Source organism: uncultured Bacteroides sp., from assembly GCF_937912035.1.
GTDB lineage: Bacteria > Bacteroidota > Bacteroidia > Bacteroidales > Bacteroidaceae > Phocaeicola.
On sequence record NZ_CALDPF010000041.1, the window covers coordinates 25,451 to 44,823 of the forward strand.

10 protein-coding genes are annotated in these 19,373 nt (G+C 37.7%); all 10 read left to right on the plus strand.

All coding sequences use genetic code 11. The features are described 5' to 3' along the window. Positions 1-35 precede the first annotated feature (35 nt). On the plus strand, positions 36-848 hold the full coding sequence (locus tag Q0486_RS12230) for an MBL fold metallo-hydrolase (RefSeq protein ID WP_299233740.1): 813 nt from the start codon (positions 36-38) through the stop codon (positions 846-848). A gap of 163 nt (positions 849-1,011) precedes the next feature. Then, entirely contained in the window at positions 1,012-5,055 is a 4,044-nt protein-coding gene (locus Q0486_RS12235) for a glycoside hydrolase family 2 TIM barrel-domain containing protein (RefSeq protein WP_299233741.1), read from the plus strand. Positions 5,056-5,078: 23 nt separating this feature from the next. Further along, a complete protein-coding gene (locus tag Q0486_RS12240) occupies positions 5,079-6,767 on the plus strand; it encodes a M60 family metallopeptidase (protein ID WP_299233742.1) in 1,689 nt (562 codons plus the stop codon). A gap of 35 nt (positions 6,768-6,802) precedes the next feature. Further along, positions 6,803-8,164, plus strand: a complete 1,362-nt coding sequence (locus tag Q0486_RS12245) for a sulfatase-like hydrolase/transferase (RefSeq protein WP_299233743.1) — start codon at positions 6,803-6,805, stop codon at positions 8,162-8,164. A 123-nt stretch (positions 8,165-8,287) separates the two neighbouring features. Continuing rightward, positions 8,288-9,721 carry a sulfatase-like hydrolase/transferase gene (locus Q0486_RS12250; RefSeq protein ID WP_299233748.1) on the plus strand — a complete coding sequence of 478 codons (1,434 nt, stop codon included), beginning with the start codon at positions 8,288-8,290 and terminating at the stop codon, positions 9,719-9,721. Between the two features lie 69 nt (positions 9,722-9,790). After that, positions 9,791-11,905 carry a glycoside hydrolase family 2 TIM barrel-domain containing protein gene (locus Q0486_RS12255; RefSeq protein ID WP_299233744.1) on the plus strand — a complete coding sequence of 705 codons (2,115 nt, stop codon included), beginning with the start codon at positions 9,791-9,793 and terminating at the stop codon, positions 11,903-11,905. Between the two features lie 42 nt (positions 11,906-11,947). Then, positions 11,948-13,915, plus strand: coding sequence for a family 20 glycosylhydrolase (locus Q0486_RS12260; RefSeq protein WP_299233745.1), 1,968 nt, complete (start codon positions 11,948-11,950; stop codon positions 13,913-13,915). A 55-nt stretch (positions 13,916-13,970) separates the two neighbouring features. Then, positions 13,971-17,825 carry a TIM-barrel domain-containing protein gene (locus Q0486_RS12265; RefSeq protein WP_299233746.1) on the plus strand — a complete coding sequence of 1,285 codons (3,855 nt, stop codon included), beginning with the start codon at positions 13,971-13,973 and terminating at the stop codon, positions 17,823-17,825. Positions 17,826-17,922: 97 nt separating this feature from the next. Then, positions 17,923-18,951: an endonuclease/exonuclease/phosphatase family protein gene (locus Q0486_RS12270; RefSeq protein WP_299233747.1), complete on the plus strand. Its 1,029-nt coding sequence runs from the start codon at positions 17,923-17,925 to the stop codon at positions 18,949-18,951. A gap of 121 nt (positions 18,952-19,072) precedes the next feature. Beyond that, on the plus strand, positions 19,073-19,373 hold a 301-nt coding region (locus tag Q0486_RS12275; protein WP_299233749.1), incomplete at its 3' end, for an alpha-galactosidase.

Here is a 19,373-nt window from a genome sequence, read left to right on the forward strand (position 1 = left end):
AATTTGTGCTGAAAACATTATTTTTCTTTAAGAATATGAAGTGTAAAATAACAACATTGGTGGAAAATTGTGTCTATGGTCGTAAACTACAGGCTGAACATGGTTTGTCTTTGTATGTTGAAGCAGGTAATCATGTAGTACTTTTCGATACCGGAGCTTCCGATTTATTCGTACGTAATTCACGTCTGTTGCATTGCAATTTGCAGCGAGTTGATTATCTGGTTCTGTCACATGGTCATAGTGATCATTCTGGTGGTCTTGAAACATTCCTTGAGTTAAACAGGAAAGCGAAAATAATTTGTAAACGTGAAGCCTTGGATTCCAAGTTCAAAGGAGAAAGAGAGAATGGTATCAGGCATGCTGCATTGTTGGATATGTCGCGCTTTATATTTGTGGAAAAAACTACTGAGATACTTCCTGGTATATGGATATTTCCAGAAATACCTATAATAAATGAAAAAGATACTCATTTTGAGCAGTTTCTTGTTAAGCGTGGTGGAGAATTGATACATGACTGTTTTGAGGATGAGTTGGCATTGGCTCTTAAGGGTGAAGAAGGATTGGCTTTATTGAGTGCCTGTTCACATCGTGGAATTACGAACATTTTACGTACTGTATCTTCGTTTTTTAATAATTGTCATTTAAAAATGATCATTGGTGGCTTCCATATACATAATGTTCCATTGGATAAAGATGATGCTATAGTTGCTGGATTGAAAAATTCATTGCCAGAAGAATTGGGTGTATGTCATTGTTCCGGGGTTGATAATTATGCTTTTTTCTATTCTCTTTGGGGTGATATGGTGTTCTATAATCATACAGGTTGTGTAAAAGATTTGGAACTATAATTATGTAAACAAAACTTATATTTTAGTAAATTGTGTAGGCTTTTCCAGTAATATACTGTATGTATGGTGTTAATTGATAGTATAAGTTAAAATTGAATGTAAATCATTGTGTTTGTATTATATTTGCCTTCAATTAATCTAAATCTAATTTATTATAGAAAAAATGAGGTATAAATTTTTATTACTATGTTTTTTAGGAACTGTGTTTACTATAAATGCACAGCAAGAATTATTAAGTGGTTTTGAATATGGAGAAAAGAAAACTCCTGATGGTACTGAATGGCAGTCTCCCGAACAATTGTCTTTAAACAAGGAACAACCTCGGACTTGGTTTTTTACATTCTCTGATTCTGAAAATGCTCGTAAACTGCTTCCTGAGTTCAGTAAGTATTATATGACTCTTAACGGGAAATGGAAGTTTAATTGGGTCGGTAATCCGGAAGAACGTCCGGTAGATTTTTTCAGACCTTCGTATGATGTTTCAAATTGGGATGATGTAACTGTTCCTATGCAGTGGAATGTCGCCGGAATACAGAAAAATGGGGATTTAAAGTATGGGGTTCCTATCTATGCTAATCAGCCTGTAATATTCCAGCATAAAGTGGCTGTTGGAGATTGGAAGGGTGGTGTCATGAGGACTCCTCCTACAGACTGGGTGACATATAAGCATCGTAATGAGGTTGGTTCTTATCGTCGTAGCTTTATTGTTCCCGAAGGTTGGAAAGACCGTGAAGTTTATATAAATTTCGATGGGGTTTCATCATTTTTTTATCTTTGGGTAAACGGGCAATATATAGGATTCTCCAAGAATTCGCGCAACACTTCTTCTTTTAATATAACTCCATATCTTAATAAAGAAGGTGAAAACATTCTGGCAGTAGAGGTGTATCGTAACTCGGATGGCTCTTTCCTCGAAGCTCAGGATATGTTCCGTCTGCCGGGTATATTCAGAGGAGTATATCTTACTTCGACATCACAATTGCAGATAAGGGATTTTCGCGTACGTACGGATTTGGATTCGGAATATAAAGATGGAGTGGTGCGTGTGGAAGCGGATATAAGAAATCTCGCAAAGAAGAAAGCAAAAGGTTATTCACTATCTTATAAGCTTTATGCCAACAAACTTTATTCTGATGAAAACACTATTGTAGAAGGTATTTCTTCTGTTTCGGATGTCTCTGATTTAGCCCACGGAGAATGTGTTACTTCAGAAACTGAAATTAAAATAAGTAATCCTAAAAAATGGTCGGCAGAATATCCTTACAGATATACTATTGTAGGAGAACTGAAGGACAGGAAGGGTAGGGTGACAGAGACTTTCTCTACTTCGTTCGGTTTCTGTAAGGTGGAGATAAAGGAGACAACGGCACAGGACGATGAATTCGGTTTGGCAGGACGCTACTACTATATTAACGGAAAAACTGTTAAGTTGAAGGGAGTGAACCGCCAGGAAATAAACCCTGAAGTTGGAAATGCTATTTCGCATGAACAGATGAAAGATGAAATCATGCTTATGAAACGTGGAAACATAAATCATGTACGTAATTCACACTATTCATGTGAACCATACTGGTATTACCTTTGCGACAAATATGGTATCTATCTTGAGGACGAGGCGAATATAGAGAGTCATCAGTATTATTATGGAGATGCTTCGCTTTCGCATGTTCCTGAATTTGAGGCTGCACATGTGGCACGAGTAATGGAGCTTGCTCATGCGCATGTAAATCATCCTTCGATAGTTATATGGTCGCTTGGAAACGAGGCTGGACCAGGGGTGAATTTTGTAAAGGCATACGAGGCTATTCATAAGTTTGATTCTTCACGTCCTGTTCAGTATGAACGTAACAACAAGATTGTTGATATGGGATCAAACCAATATCCTTCGATAGCATGGATGAGAGGAGCTGTTACCGGGAAATACAATATCAAGTATCCATTCCATGTTTCAGAATATGCCCATTCGATGGGTAATGCAGTGGGTAATCTTCAGGATTACTGGGATGCTATCGAGTCGACGAATTTCTTCTGTGGTGCTGCAATCTGGGATTGGGTAGATCAGGCTCTTTATTATTATGACCGTAATACGGGTGAGCGTTTCTGGGCATACGGAGGCGACTTTGGTGACAAACCGAACAGTGGAATGTTCTGTATGAATGGTATCCTTTTCCCTGACCATTCTCCGAAACCTGCTTTCTGGGAAGTAAAGAAAGTATATCAGAATGTCGGAGTAAAGGCTATAGATATGGAAAATGGTAAAATAGAGATATTCAATAAAAATTACTTTACTCCTCTTAACGGTTATAAACTTGTCTGGTCACTTTATAAGGATGGAAACAAAATAAAGGAAAGTGATGCTTTTATTGCGCCACGCAAGATTGTGGGTCCACGTGATAAGGCTGTATATACTATTCCTTATAGATTTGATGAGCTCGAGAAAGGAAGTGAGTATTTTGTGAAAGTACAGTTCTTGCTGAATGAGGATATGCCTTGGGCTGATGCCGGGTATGTACAGATGGAGGAACAACTCTTGGTGAAGAAGGCTGAAAAATTTCCTTCTATGGCTAGTGTGACATCTTCAATGAGTAAGCCTGAAATTATAGAAGAAGACGGTTTTATTACAATTTCCGGAAATGGTTTCTCTGTTATGTTTGATAATTCCAAAGGAACTATTCATAATTTGTCATATAATGGAAATACGGTAATCGGTGAAGGAAATGGTCCTGTACTGGACGCATTCCGCGCAAGAATTGATAATGATAATTGGGCATATAAGCAGTGGTTTGAAAAGGGACTTCATAACTTGAAACATAAAGTGTCCGGCTACAAGTGGATTAATCGTAAAAATAATAAGGATAATACTGTAAAGCTGATGTATACGGTAATTTCGCAGGCTCCTAACAGTGCTGTCCTTGAGGGAGGTACTTCCGGACGGAATATCATTAAGGAAAAAACAGATAAACCGTTTGGAGAAAATGATTTCAGGTTTATAACTAACCAGATTTGGACTATATATCCGGATGGCTCGGTCGAACTTCAGTCGTCTATAACTTCGAACCAACCTGAGGTTGTGCTTCCACGTCTTGGATATGTAATGCAACTGCCGGAAAAATTCGGAAATTATACATATTATGGCAGAGGACCTTGGAACAATTATAATGACCGCTGTACTGGGGCGTTTGTAGGAAAGTATAGCAGCACGGTAAAAGAGCAGTATGTAAATTTCCCGAAACCACAAAGTATGGGTAATCGTGAAGGAGTACGTTGGTGCGCTTTGACCGATGATAATGGTAATGGAGTTGAGTTTGTATCGTCTTCAACAATGTCAGCATCAGCTCTTCCATGGTCTGCCTTGGAAATGACTCTTGCACCTCATCCATATCAGTTGCCAAAATCCAGTGGAACACATCTTCATCTTGATATGGGAGTTACAGGACTTGGAGGTAACAGCTGTGGTCAGGGTGGTCCGCTTGAAGAGGACAGAATAAAAGCGGGAAATCATAATATGAGTTTTATAATACGTCCGGTGAAGAATGCTGAATTTGATAAAACAGCAAAAGTTTCAACTTCCGGCGAAGTTCCGATGTCTGTATCAAGAGCGGCAAATGGGCTGGTATCAATAGAAACATCAAAGCCTGGTGCAAGAATACTGTATACAGTAAACAATTCAAAAAAGAAACAGTCTTATTTCAGACCTTTTGATTTGCGTAACGGGGGAACGGTTACTGCTTATTATGCAGATAATCAGGAAGTGTCGGTAAGTATTAAATTTGAGAAGCTGGAAAGTATACCTCTGACTGTAGTGAATGCTTCAAGCGAGGAATCGGGAGAAGGAAATGCCAAAAACCTTGTCGACGGAGACAGTAACACAACATGGCATACTATGTATTCTGTAACTGTAGCACAATATCCACATTGGGTAGACTTTGATGCCGGTGAAGAAAAACTTGTGAAAGGATTTACATATTTGCCACGTCAGGACGGAGGTACAAACGGTAATATAAAGGATTATACATTGCATCTGAGTCTTGACGGCAAAAACTGGGGGGAACCTGTTGCCAAAGGACGATTCAAGAGGGGTAAAGATATACAGAGAGTAATGCTTGATACTCCTGTCAAGGCTCGTTATATACGTTTTACGGGACTTAATTCGCAGAATGGGGCGGACTTTGCCGGAGGAGCAGAATTTACTGTAATGGCTGAATAATCAAGAATTTAAGAATATTACTAATGAAAAATTTTAATTATATATTATGTTTGGTTTTGCTTTGTGCCTCATACAGAATATCTGCTTATGCATGTACTGAAGCATGTATTGGTATTGTAGATACCATAGATAAGAATACTGAAGACAGATATACTGAAATAGCGGAAAGACTGTTTTCTGATCCATTGTGTACGAAACTAAAGAAGAGGACTTCAAAGCGAATGATTCAAAAATGTGGTTGTGAGGAGTTTACGAATCTGGGAATGTCTATTTATAATAAACAATATGACATAAAGTTCCGTGTAAATTCATTCAAACCTTTATATAGTCCTTCGGCTTTGGGAAAAATGCTTCATATAGGAAACGGTTACAGTACATTTCAACATCTCACTGGTATTGTTTTGAAACCTGGCAAGCATATAATAATAGTTGATGGGTTAAAAGAAGGTAGTAAATTGGGAGTTAAGGTGGCAGAACTTTATGCCCCTAATCAGGGAAACAAAGATTGGAGCCTTCATTCAGAGAGATTTGAACTTGGAAATGGTGTCAATGTCTTTGAAAAAACATCAGGTTGGACAGGACTTGCATATATGGATTATTATTTTGATAATCCTGAAAATGAGAATGAGATAAAAGTACATTTTGTTACAGGTGAAGTGAATGGATATTTTGATGCATCTGTAAATACAAATGCAGAATGGGATGAAATGCTTTCAAAAGCTGTATATCCGGTGTTCGATGCTACGGGCTGTAATATTCATCTGGCATATCCCGTAGAGGATTTGAAAAGGTATGCTGCCGGAAAAGGTAAGGAACTTATAAATGTTTATGAAGATCTTGTTTCTAAACAACATGAGATAATAGGGTGGAAAAAATATGGACTTGTTCCTGATAATAAAATTTTTGCACGTGTAAATTATGGATATTACATGTTCCGCGATGGAAATGGAGTTGCATTTAAGTATGATACTATGCGAAGGGTTGCTAATCCTGACCACATGCGTAATAAGGATGAGGATGCATGTTGGGGGTTCAGTCATGAAGTAGGTCATGTTCATCAGTTAAAGACGTATCTTTCATGGGGAGGTCTTGGAGAAACTAGCAATAATATATGTACAAGATACTGTACGCAGGCATTTGGATATAAAAACCGTCTTGGAAAGTATTTTGATAAAGTGGAAAAAGATTTTCTTGAAGGTGTAAGGTTCGGATCGGCTAGTAAAGCAAGAATAAAAGGAGGAATGAACGATTCCATCATTGCTTCTGTAAACGAAAATCCGGATTATGCTTTGAGTTATCTGGAGACAGATAATTTTGAGCGTCTTGTTCCATTCTGGAAACTTCAATGTTATTTTGTCAAGAATGGTTATGCGGACTTTTATCCAGATTTATATGAGAAAATGAGAAACTCTGAGAAAGAATACCCCGAACTGAAAAATCTGGACAGGCATAAGAATGTGGTTCCATTTCAATTGAATTTTATTCGTGGAGCTTCCATTGTCTCTGGTAAGAATCTGTATCCTTATTTTGAAGCATTCGGCTTTTTCAGATTGTTGAATCTTACTTATGGTGATTATGGTACTTATTCATATATTATGACGGATGAAATGAGGACTAAGTTTAAGAATGAAATGAAGGAACTTGAAAGTAAAGGTGTAATAAAACCTTTGACTTCTGATGAGTTGAAATCAATGTTATATGCCAGGGAGTAATGTTTATGGAAAAGAATAAAATATTAGTTTATTGTATGTCTTCATTACCGCTGTTCACAGCGTGTAATAGTGTGTCGTCTGATAATCGTCCGAATGTTTTGATTATATTGATAGATGATGCCGGTTATAATGACTTTGGTTTTATGGGATCAGAAGAAATAAAGACACCTAATATAGACCAATTAGCTTTGCAAGGTACAGTATTAACTGATGCACACGTTGCAGCAACGGTGAGTAGTCCGTCGCGTGCTTGTCTTATAACAGGAAGATATGGCCATAGATTTGGTTATGAGTGTAATTTAGAAGATAGAACCAATGGATTGTCTCTTGATGAACAGACTATTGCGGATGTATTTAAGGCTAATGGTTATCGTACTGCAGCTATTGGCAAATGGCATTTGGGAAGCTTGGAAAAATTTCATCCCAATAATCGTGGCTTTGATTATTTTTATGGAATGAAGGCCGGATCGCGTGATTATTTTTATAATGAGAAGAAAAGCGATAGACCTGGAGATGAACGAAATTTGTTATTCAATAACAAACAAGTTAAGTTTGATGGATATTTGACAGATAATTTCAGTGATAAAGCAGTTGAATATATAAAAGAGAGCGATCAGCCGTTTATGATGTATCTTGCCTATAATGCAGTTCATACTCCAATGCAGGCTACAAAAGAAGATATGGATAGATTTAAAGGACATCCGAGACAGAAACTGGCAGCAATGACTTGGGCTCTGGACCGTGGAGTTGGCAAGGTAATTCAAGGCTTAAAGGATTCAGGTAAGTTTAATAATACTCTTATTTTCTTTCTCAGTGATAATGGAGGGGCTACAACAAATGATGCATCAAATTATCCTCTTAAAGGTTTTAAGGGAAATAAGTTTGAGGGAGGACACCGTATCCCTTATTTTGTCGTTTGGAATGGAAAAGTAAAACCTGGAGTAAAGTTTAATGGACTTTCTTCTTCTCTTGATATTTTTGCAACGGCTATTGATGCTGCAGGAATTTCTTCAACAAAAAATAATCTTGATGGGGTTTCACTATTACCTTATTTGTCGGGTGAGAAATCCGGTAATCCTCATGACAAGCTTTTCTGGCGCAAGATGGATACAAGGGCAGTCAGAAAAGGAAATTATAAGTTGATAATTACTCATGGTGTCGATTCTGTTTTGTATGACATGTCTTCCGACTTGGATGAAATGCATAATATAATAAAGGAAAAGCCTGATGTATATAATGATTTGGCATCGGATTTGAAAAATTGGGAGAAGAATATTTGTACAGAACCATTATGGATAGAAAAGGGATGGAGAAAAATAACAAATGGATCTCATGAAAAATTGATGCATAATGAAATAAAGACTGCTGTGGATTTGAAAAAGAAAAGAAAGAACTGAATTTTATATTTTTGATTCTGAATTGTAGAATAAAAAGAAACGTTTTAAATTAAGATCCTTGAATCTATGAAAACAAAATTAAGTATTATGACAGGTATAGCCGGGATAACATTTCCGGTTTACATGTTTGGACAAATATTATCTGAAAATCATCCTAATATAATTATAATTGAGGCCGATGACCTTGGCTATGGAGATTTGAGTTGTTATGGTGCTACACGTATCAAGACCCCGGGAATGGATAGAATTGCTAAAGAAGGTATTCGATTTACGGATGCACATTGTACGGCGGCTACCTCTACTCCAAGCCGTTATTCACTCATAACAGGAATGTATCCGTGGACTAATGCTGATGCTAAAATTCTTCCGGGCAATGCGGCTCTAATTATAGATACAAAGAGAATCACTCTTCCTAAGGTGATGAAGAAAGCCGGATATGTGACCGGTGCTGTCGGAAAATGGCATCTTGGTTTAGGGGATGGTGCTGTGGACTGGAATAAAAAGGTTTATCCGGGAGCTAAGGAAGTAGGATATGATTATTCATTTATTCAAGCTGCAACTAATGACCGTGTCCCTTGCATTTTCATGGAAAATGGTATTGGTGTCGGGCTTGAACCTGATGATCCGTTATATGTGAGTTATAAGGAGAATTTTCCAGGAGAACCTACAGGAAAGGATAACCCGGAACTTCTACGTATGCATCCCAGTGTAGGACATGCCGGATCTATAGTTAATGGTGTGCCGCGTATCGGATTCCAGACAGGAGGAAAGAATGCACAGTGGAGAGATGAGGATATGGCTGAATTGTTTTTGAACAAGGCAAAACAGTTCCTGAATGACAATAAGGATAAGTCTTTCTTTTTATATTACGGTCTTCATCAACCTCACGTTCCACGTGTTCCTAATGAACGTTTTGTGGGAAAATCCGGTATGGGACCTCGTGGTGATGTCATTCTTGAAGCAGACTGGTGCGTGGAAGAGTTTTTGAAGGAGATAGATCGTCTTGGACTTACTGAAAATACTATTGTTATTTTGACTAGCGACAACGGACCTGTACTGGATGATGGATATAAGGATGATGCTAAGGAACTGATAGGAGATCATAAACCTGCCGGTCCATATCGAGGTTGGAAAACTACTATGTACAATGGTGGAACATGTATTCCTTTTATGTTGAGGTGGCCTGCTAAAGTAAAACCTTCGGTTTCTGATACGTTTGTTTGCCAGATGGATTTGCTTGCTTCTCTTGCAGCTCTTACAGGACAGACTTATAATGAACGTCTTGACAGTCAGAATACTCTTGGCGCATTTCTTGGTATTAATGACAAAGGCCGTTCTGAGATGGTCATAGAAGGAATGTTTAATTATGCTTTACGCCAAGGTGATTATGTGATGATACCTCCTTATAGTGCAAAAGCCAGATATGAGCTTTATAATATTAAGGATGATCCGGGACAAATAAACAATCTGGCTGAAAAACAACCTCGTTTGTTACGCCAGATGATGATGAGATTAGAACAATTAAAGCGTGAAACAGGTAAGGTGACAAATTATTAAATTAAATCAGAAGTTTATTTATTGGAATCAATATATAATGAATTAGGAATTATAATACATAGGAAGAACATGAAATTTACTACACGTTTGCTTGCCTCTGTTTTAGCTATGGCGGGTATGATTGGATTGTCAGCAAGAGAAGTACAGATATTTAATGATGGCTGGTTGTTTAAAAAAGGTCCTTTCCCGGAAGATGCAATGAAGTCTGCTGCTGTATGGGACGGAAAATGGACTGAGGTAACTATTCCTCATACATGGAACAATATTGACATGCAACAGAAAGTCAATTCGTTTTACGAAGGTGTCTCTTATTATAAGAAAGATTATCTGTTCCCTGAGGAATGGAAGGACAAGAGATTGTTCTTGCGATTTGAAGGAGTAGGTAGTTGTGCTGAGGTTTATGTTAATGGTAAACTGGTAATTTCTCATAAGGGTGGATATTCGGCTTTTGCCTGCGAAATTCAAAATGAAGTACGATTTGGAGAAATAAATGAGATTATTGTTAAGGCGGATAATAAGTCTCGGCCTGACGTGATACCCGTAAATCATCAGTTGTTTGGTGTGTATGGTGGTATATATCGTCCTGTGAGCTTAATTGTAACCGATAAATGTAATATTGCTGTAACTGATCATGCTTCAAGCGGTATATATATCACACAGAAAAATGTATCGGAAAAATCGGCAGATATTTCTGTAAAGGTTAAGTTAGACAATGCTTCTCTCAAGTCTCAGAGACTGATACTGGAGAATATCATATATGATATGAAAGGGCGTAAGGTGTTCTCAGATAAAAAAGAAATAAACTTAAGCTATCAAGGTATTAAGACTTATATTTCTGATTTCAAATTGAAAAATCCTCATTTGTGGAATGGCAGAAAAGATCCTTATCTTTATAGGGTTACAACAAGACTTTATAAAGATGGTAATGTTATTGATGAAATGTCACAACCTTTAGGTGTGAGAAAATATGAGATTGTGGTAGGTAAGGGATTTTATCTTAATGGAAAGAAATACCCTATGTATGGTGTGACAAGACATCAGGACTGGTGGAAGCTGGGCAGTGCTCTGACGAATGAAAATCATGATTTCGATTTGGAAACTATAATGGATATTGGTGCTACAACAGTAAGGTTTGCGCATTATCAACAGTCAGACTATATTTATTCCAAGTGCGACAGTCTTGGGCTTATAATATGGGCTGAAATACCTTTTGTAAACCGTGTGACTGGTGAGGAATGGGAGAATGCCCATTCACAGCTTAGGGAACTGATACGCCAAAGTTTTAATCATCCTTCCATATATGTATGGGGACTTCATAATGAAGTTTATCATCCTCATTCGTATACATCACAGCTAACACAGTCTCTTCATGATTTGGCAAAGACTGAAGATCCTGACAGATATACTGTCTCTGTAAATGGATATGGACATGCCGAACATCCTGTGAACATGAATGCCGACATACAAGGTATGAACAGATATTTCGGATGGTACGAAAAGAAAATACAGGACATAGAGCCATGGGTGAGAGGGCTTGAAGAAAAATATCCGGACCAGAAACTGATGCTTACTGAGTATGGAGCGGATGCGAATATTGAGCATCAGACAGAATTCCTGGGTGAATCATTGAATTGGACAAAGGAATATTATCCTGAGACTTTCCAGACAAAGACTCATGAGTATCAGTGGAGTGTTATAGCAAATCATCCTTATATCATTGCTTCATATTTGTGGAATACTTTTGATTTTGCCTGTCCTATGTGGAAACGTGGCGGAGTGGCAGCACGCAATATGAAAGGGCTTGTTACTTTCGACAGAAAGATAAAGAAGGATTCATATTTCTGGTATAAGGCTAACTGGAGTGAAGAGCCGGTGCTGTATCTCACTCAAAGAAGAAATGATGACAGGGAAACAAGGAATACCAGTATAACTGTTTATTCCAATATTGGTACTCCTAAAGTTTATATAAACGGCAAAGAACTCTCCGGAATAAGGAAAGGATATACGGATGTACATTATATATTTGATAGTGTAAGTTTGTATGACGGTGAGAACAGGATTAAGGCCGTATGTACTGATAAGTCCGGAAAAGAATATACCGATGAGATAATATGGAATTATACCGGTGAAAAATCCAGGGCTATTGAGAAGTTTGAAAATAAGAAAGAACATTTTGGCTTTTGATATATACATTCTAATTCTGACAATGAGTAAATATTATGAAATATGAAAATCACAAATCTTAAATCTCGAGTTTTATTATTAGTTGTTTGTTTGTTGAACACACTATGTGTTTTCTCGCAGAATCAGAAACCTTTTGTTATTCCTGAATTGAAAGAATGGAAGGGAAAGACTGGGGAGTTTGTTCCCTGTCATGAAACTAAAATTGTATGTGATAAAGATGACCCTGAACTTGTACGTATAGCCAATATTTTTTCGGCTGATTATAAGGAAATGTTCGGAGTGGCAATACCGGTAGCATACGGAAAAGCTGGAAAGGGTGACTTTGTATTGAAACTGAAAAGTAAGCCTGACCTTGGAAAAGAAGGTTATACCATTGATATTGCCGACAAGGTAACCATTTCTGCTACACATTATGCCGGAGTATACTGGAGTACAAGAACACTTTTACAGATGTCCGAGCAGTCTGATTTACGCTCACTGCCTAAAGGTTACATAAAGGATTTCCCGGACTATGATATAAGAGGATTCATGATGGATTGTGGCAGAAAGTTCATACCTATGGATTATCTCAGAGACTTTATGAAAGCGATGTCATATTATAAAATGAATACTTTCCAGATACATCTTAACGACAATGGCTTTAAGCAATTCTTCGGACACGACTGGGATAAGACATATGCGGCTTTCCGTTTGGAATGTGATACTTATCCGGGTCTGACTTCACGTGATGGATATTATACCAAACAGGAATTTATCGACTTTCAGAAAGAATCGGCTTCATTGTTTGTTGAAATAATTCCTGAGATAGATGCTCCTGCTCATACACTGGCATTTAGTCATTATAATCAGGCTCTTGGAAGCAAGGTGTATGGAATGGATCATCTTGACCTGTTCAATCCTGAGACATACAAGTTCATGGACGGATTGTTTAAAGAATATCTTGAAGGAGAAAATCCGGTATTCGTTGGACCTAAAGTTCATATCGGAACAGACGAATATTCCAATAAAGACAAGAAAGTGGTAGAAAAGTTCCGTGAATTTACAGACAGATATATTAAATATGTGGAAAGTTTCGGAAAGCAGGTTTGTGTATGGGGGGCCCTTACTCATGCCAAAGGTGAGACTCCTGTAAAATCGGATAATGTGATAATGAGTGCCTGGTATAACGGATATGCTGACCCTAAAGATATGGTTAAGCAGGGATATAAACTGATTAGTATACCGGATGGACTTCTCTATATAGTTCCGGCAGCCGGATACTACTACGATTATTTGAATACGAAACATCTTTATGAAAACTGGACTCCCGCGCATGTTGGCAAGGCAGTATTCAAAGAAAAGGATCCTGCCATACTTGGAGGTATGTATGCTGTTTGGAACGACCATGTAGGAAATGGAATCTCAGTGAAAGACATTCATCACCGTTCGTTCCCGGCCTTGCAGACATTGAGTGTGAAAATGTGGACGGGAAAGAATGTTTCTGTTCCTTTTAATGAGTTTGATGCCAAACGTATGTTGCTTAGTGAGGCTCCTGGTGTAAATCAACTTGGTAGAATAGGCAGGAATACAGGTCTTGTGTATCAGCTGGATGAGGTTAAGGCTGGAATGGAGCTGCCATATGAAGAAGTAGGATATAATTACACTGTAGAATTTGATATTGAAACTTCTGCAGAAGATAAGGGTACGGAATTGTTCCGTTCGTCAAATGCCGTTTTATATCTTTCGGATCCAATAAGCGGACAGATAGGTTTCGCACGTGACGGATATCTAAATTCATTCGGATTTCAGCTTTATCCAAATGAAAAAGCTCATATCTGTATTGAAGGTGACAATAAATCTACAGTACTTAAAGTAGATGGAAAAGAAGTTAAGAAACTTGACATTGAAAAGCGTTATTTTAATGGTGGAAAAGATTCTATGAATTATGTTCGTACTTTAGTGTTTCCGCTCAAGGAGGCTGGTGAGTTTAAGAGTAGGATAAGGAATCTGAAAGTAATAGTTAATAAATAATTGTTTGGAATATAATAACTTATAAATATACGAAATTCTTAAATATATACTTTGAATGAAATCTAATAGAGTTTTATTACTTGCTTTGTCTTTGCCTTTGGTAGGTACTGTCTCTTTGAATGGCAGTAATCCTAATGGTGGCTTTTCAGGTATATTAAATGTAAACGTTGCAACAGATACAGTAGAAAAAGCTATTTTAAGCGCAAGGATGATTAATCCGACTACGGCTGAGATATTGTTTTCGGATAATACACGTCTGAGTATCGATTTTTATGGTGAGAACATTTTCAGATTTTTTAAAGATAATTCCGGAGGTATAATCAGAAAACCTGAGGCTAAACCTGAGGCTGATATTCTCGTGACCTCTCCAAGAAAGGAAGTTGGCGGAGTGGTATTGACTGAAAATGATGGAGAAATAGCTATTTCTACTTCAAAAGTGAGAATTTCTTTCGATAAACAGACTTCTTTGTTTAAGTTGATAAGGTTGAGCGACAATTGTGTTGTGGCTGAGGCAGCTTCACCTCTTGAGTTTACTTCAAGGAATGTGTCTATATTGCTTAAGGAACGGAAAGATGAATACTTCTACGGTGGAGGAGTACAGAACGGACGTTTTTCTCATAAAGGTAAAATTATAGCTATTGAGAATACAAATAACTGGACGGATGGAGGAGTGGCTTCGCCTACACCTTTCTATTGGTCTACAGCTGGTTATGGTATAATGTGGCATACTTTTGCAATGGGTAAATATGATTTTGGGGCTACTGAACCTGAAATTGTACGTCTGAGTCATAATACTGATTATATTGATGTATTCTTTACGGTGAATGATAGTCCTGTAGGATTGTTGAATGATTTTTATCAGTTGACAGGTAATCCTGTTCTTATTCCAAAATTCGGCTTTTATGAAGGACATCTTAATGCCTATAACCGAGACTACTGGAAAGAAGATGAGAAGGGTATATTGTTTGAAGATGGAAAGAAATATAAGGAAAGTCAGAAAGACAATGGAGGTATAAAAGAGTCTCTTAATGGAGAAAATAATAATTACCAGTTCTCTGCACGTGCTGTTATAGACCGATATGAAGCATATGATATGCCTTTGGGCTGGTTGTTGCCAAACGATGGTTATGGAGCCGGATATGGACAGACTGAAACTCTTGACGGAAATATACAGAATCTGAAGTCGCTTACAGACTATGCCAATAAGAAGGGAGTTGAGATAGGGCTTTGGACTCAGTCGGACTTGCATCCAAAGGAAGGTGTAAGTGCATTGCTCCAGCGTGATATAATAAAAGAAGTGAGGGATGCAGGAGTACGTGTACTAAAAACTGATGTGGCATGGGTAGGTGCTGGTTACTCTTTCGGACTGAATGGTGTTGCTGATGTAGGACATATTATGCCTTATTACGGTAATAATGCCCGTCCTTTCATTATTTCTTTGGATGGTTGGGCCGGCACTCAAAGATATGCAGGAATATGGAGTGGTGACCAGACTGGAGGTAACTGGGAATATATACGTTTTCATATACCTACATATATAGGCAGTGGACTTTCCGGACAGCCAAATATCAGTTCAGATATGGATGGTATTTTCGGAGGTAAGAATATACCTGTAAATGTACGTGATTTTCAGTGGAAGACATTTACACCTATGCAACTGAATATGGACGGTTGGGGAGCAAATCCAAAATATCCTCATATTCTGGGTGAACCTGCTGTTTCTATCAACCGTTGGTATCTTAAGATGAAATCCGAACTGATGCCGTATGCATATAGTATAGCAAAAGAAGCTGTTGACGGAAAACCTATGGTTCGTGCCATGTTTCTGGATTATCCTAACGAATATACATTAGGCACAGCTACAAGATACCAGTTCCTTTACGGACCGTTTATTCTCGTGGCTCCTATATATCAGGCAACAAATTCTGATGACAAGGGAAATGATATAAGAGACGGAATATATCTGCCGGAAGGTGAATGGATTGACTATTTTACAGGAGATGTATATACAGGAAACAGAATAATCAACAACTATGATGCTCCGTTGTGGAAATTACCTTTCTTTATAAAAAGAGGTGCTATTATTCCATTGTGTAACCCCAATAATAATGTTAGTCAGATAGATCGTACACAACGTGTATATGAGGTATATCCATACGGGAATACCAAGTTTATAGAGTATGACGATGATGGTGTTACAGAAGAATATAAATCAGGTAGAGGAACTACAACCCTTATATCACAAAAACTTGATGGAGATAAGGCTGTTATTGCCATTGCAGCCACTGAAGGCGGATTCGAGGGTATGGTTAAGGAAAAAACAACAGTTGTGAGAGTGAATCTTACCAGCAAACCTAAAAAGATTACGGCCACTTTGGGAGGAAAACGTGTAAAGCTTGCTGAGGCTTCGTCACTTGAAGAATTGCAGGGAGGAGAAAACAAGTTTTACTATGAAGAAAAACCTGAACTTAACAGGTTTGCCACTGAAGGAACAGAAATGGCTGAACTTAGTGTGGTAAAGAATCCTCTTCTTCATGTGCGTATAGCCAGAACAGATATAACAGAAACTGACATCAAACTTGAAATCAAAGGATATGAATATCTTGTGGAAGACAAGTTGCTTTCTTCGTCCGGTGAACTTATAGCTCCTGAAGCTGGAATAGCAGAAGAGAATATAACAGCATATACATTGACTCCGTCGTGGAAAAAGGTGGATAATGCGGATTATTATGAAGTGGAACACAACGGAATGATTTATTCTACAATAAAGGGTTCCGAATTGTTGTTTGCCGATTTGAAGCCTGAAACTTCGTATACAATGAAAGTACGTGCTGTAAATAAGGTTGGTGTATCCGAATGGACAGAGATTACTGCACAAACCAAGTCCGATCCTTTGGAATTTGCTATACGTGGAATCAAAGGCGAGACTACATGTGAGAGTCAGGGCAGACAAAAACCGGACAAACTCTTTAACTTCGATGAATCCGATATGTGGCATACCAAGTGGGGACAGTCTGCTGTTCCGTTTGATCTTACTATGGATTTGCGCAGTATAGGTCAGATAGAGAAGCTCGTGTATTTGCCTCGTACTGGTGGTGGAAACGGTACACTACAGAAAGGTACTGTATATTATAGTATGAACAAGAAAACATGGACTGAGGCCGGAAAATTCGAATGGGAAGGCGATGATACAAAAACATTCGAGTTCAAGGATAAACCAACGGTACGATATATTAAAATTTCAGTTTCACAGGCGAGAGGTAATTTCGGCTCAGGACGTGAAATATATGTGTTCCGTGTATCAGGTTCGGAAAGTTATATTCCGGGCGATATAAATCATGATAATATCGTGGATGAAAATGATTTGACATCTTATATGAATTATACCGGTTTGAGAAAAGGTGACAGTGATTACGAGGGGTACATCAGCAAGGGTGACTTGAATATGAACGGATTGATTGATGCATACGATATCTCGAATGTAGCTATAGTGTTGGAAGATGGAATAAACGATAAGATTACTCCTTCCGTTGAAGGAACTGTGAGTGTTAAGTCTGATAAAACTGTTTATAATGCGGGTGAAACCATAGAAATTAAGGTGACAGGAAAGGGATTACGTTCTGTTAATGCTTTGAGTTTCGCCTTGCCTTATACTGAGAATGATATGGAGTATCTCGGTACTGATGCTTATGGAATGAAGAACATGAGAAACTTGACATACGACCGTCTGCATACAAATGGTGATAAATCTCTATATCCTACGTTTGTCAATCTAGGTGAGAAGGAATGTCTGGAAGGGGATGTTGAACTTATGACTATAAAATTCAGGGCTAAACGTAAGTTTACTCTAAACTTGAGAATTTCGGACGGAATACTTGTCGATAAACATCTTAATACTTCAGATTTCTGATTTTATAATTGAGAAAAAAGCGGCAAATGGACTGTAAATGAGGTTCCGTTTGTCGCTTTTAGTCTAAGAATCCATAAACTGATTTTATTTTTTGATTATGAGAAATTTTCTTTTATTTATTATTTGTATTTTAGCTTCATTTTTTAGTTCATCTGCAAGAAACGAATTTACGGTATTACAGTGGAATATCTGGCAAGAAGGAACAATGGTTAAGGGTGGATATAATGCTATAATAAATGAAATAGTGAGATTGAAACCTGATTTTGTAACATTAAGCGAAGTGAGAAACTATAATGATACAAGGTTTTGCGACAGAATTGTATCTTCATTGAGAGAAAAGGGTGAAGTGTATTATTCCTTTTATTCTGATGATACCGGACTTTTAAGTAAGTATCCGATTTCAGATTCAACTATAGTTTATCCATTGAATGATGATCATGGAACAGTTCATAGAATGTTGACTGAAATTCACGGACATAAGATAGCTGTTTATACAGCACATCTGGATTATCTTAAAGATGCGTATTATAACGTCAGGGGATATGATGGTTCTACATGGAAGGAAATTCCAGTTCCTGAGTCTGTGGCTGAGGTTCTGGTATATAATGATGCTTCTTTTAGGGATGATGCAATAAGAAATTTTATTGAAGCTGCTCAGAAAGATATTGAAAATGGTATTATGGTGGTCTTGGGAGGTGATTTCAATGAACCATCCCATCTCGATTGGATTAGAGAAACTAAGGATCTTTATGACCATAATGGAATGATTATTCCATGGACTGTAACTCTTCTGCTTGACAATAATGGTTTTGTTGATGCTTACAGAAGCAAATATCCTGATGTGTTGAATTATCCAGGATTCACTTTCCCGTCTGATAATCTGCTTATGGATGTGAAACGTTTGACATGGGCTCCTAAATCGGATGAACGTGACAGAATAGATTATATATTCTATTATCCTGATGAGAGACTTAAACTAAAGGATGCTGTAATATTTGGACCTAAAGGAAGTATTGTCCGGTCCGAAAGAATTGAAGAGAACACTTCTGATAAATTCATAGAGCCTATTGGTGTTTGGCCTACAGATCATAAGGGACTGTTGGTTACTTTTGAATTGAAAGATTGATTGATGAAACTTATAATTATGTATTAAATATGAAGTCCTGTTTATGAATAATCACAACTTCTTAAAACGTTTAGCTTTATTTTGTACTATAGTTACAATTCCATTGGCAGTATCGTCAAGAATGTGTAATTTTGATCCGCCTATTATGGGTTGGAGTTCATGGAATACATACAGGGTGAATATAAGCGAGTCTCTGATAAAGAAACAGGCTGATGCCATGGTATCGCTCGGTCTGAAGGATGCAGGCTATTTATATATAAATATTGATGACGGTTTTTTCGGTTATCGTGATGACGAGGGAATGCTGCATACGCATCCTGAACGTTTCCCGAATGGTATGAAGGTTGTGGCAGACTATATTCATTCTTTAGGACTAAAGGCCGGAATATATTCAGAAGCCGGATCAAATACGTGTGGGTCTA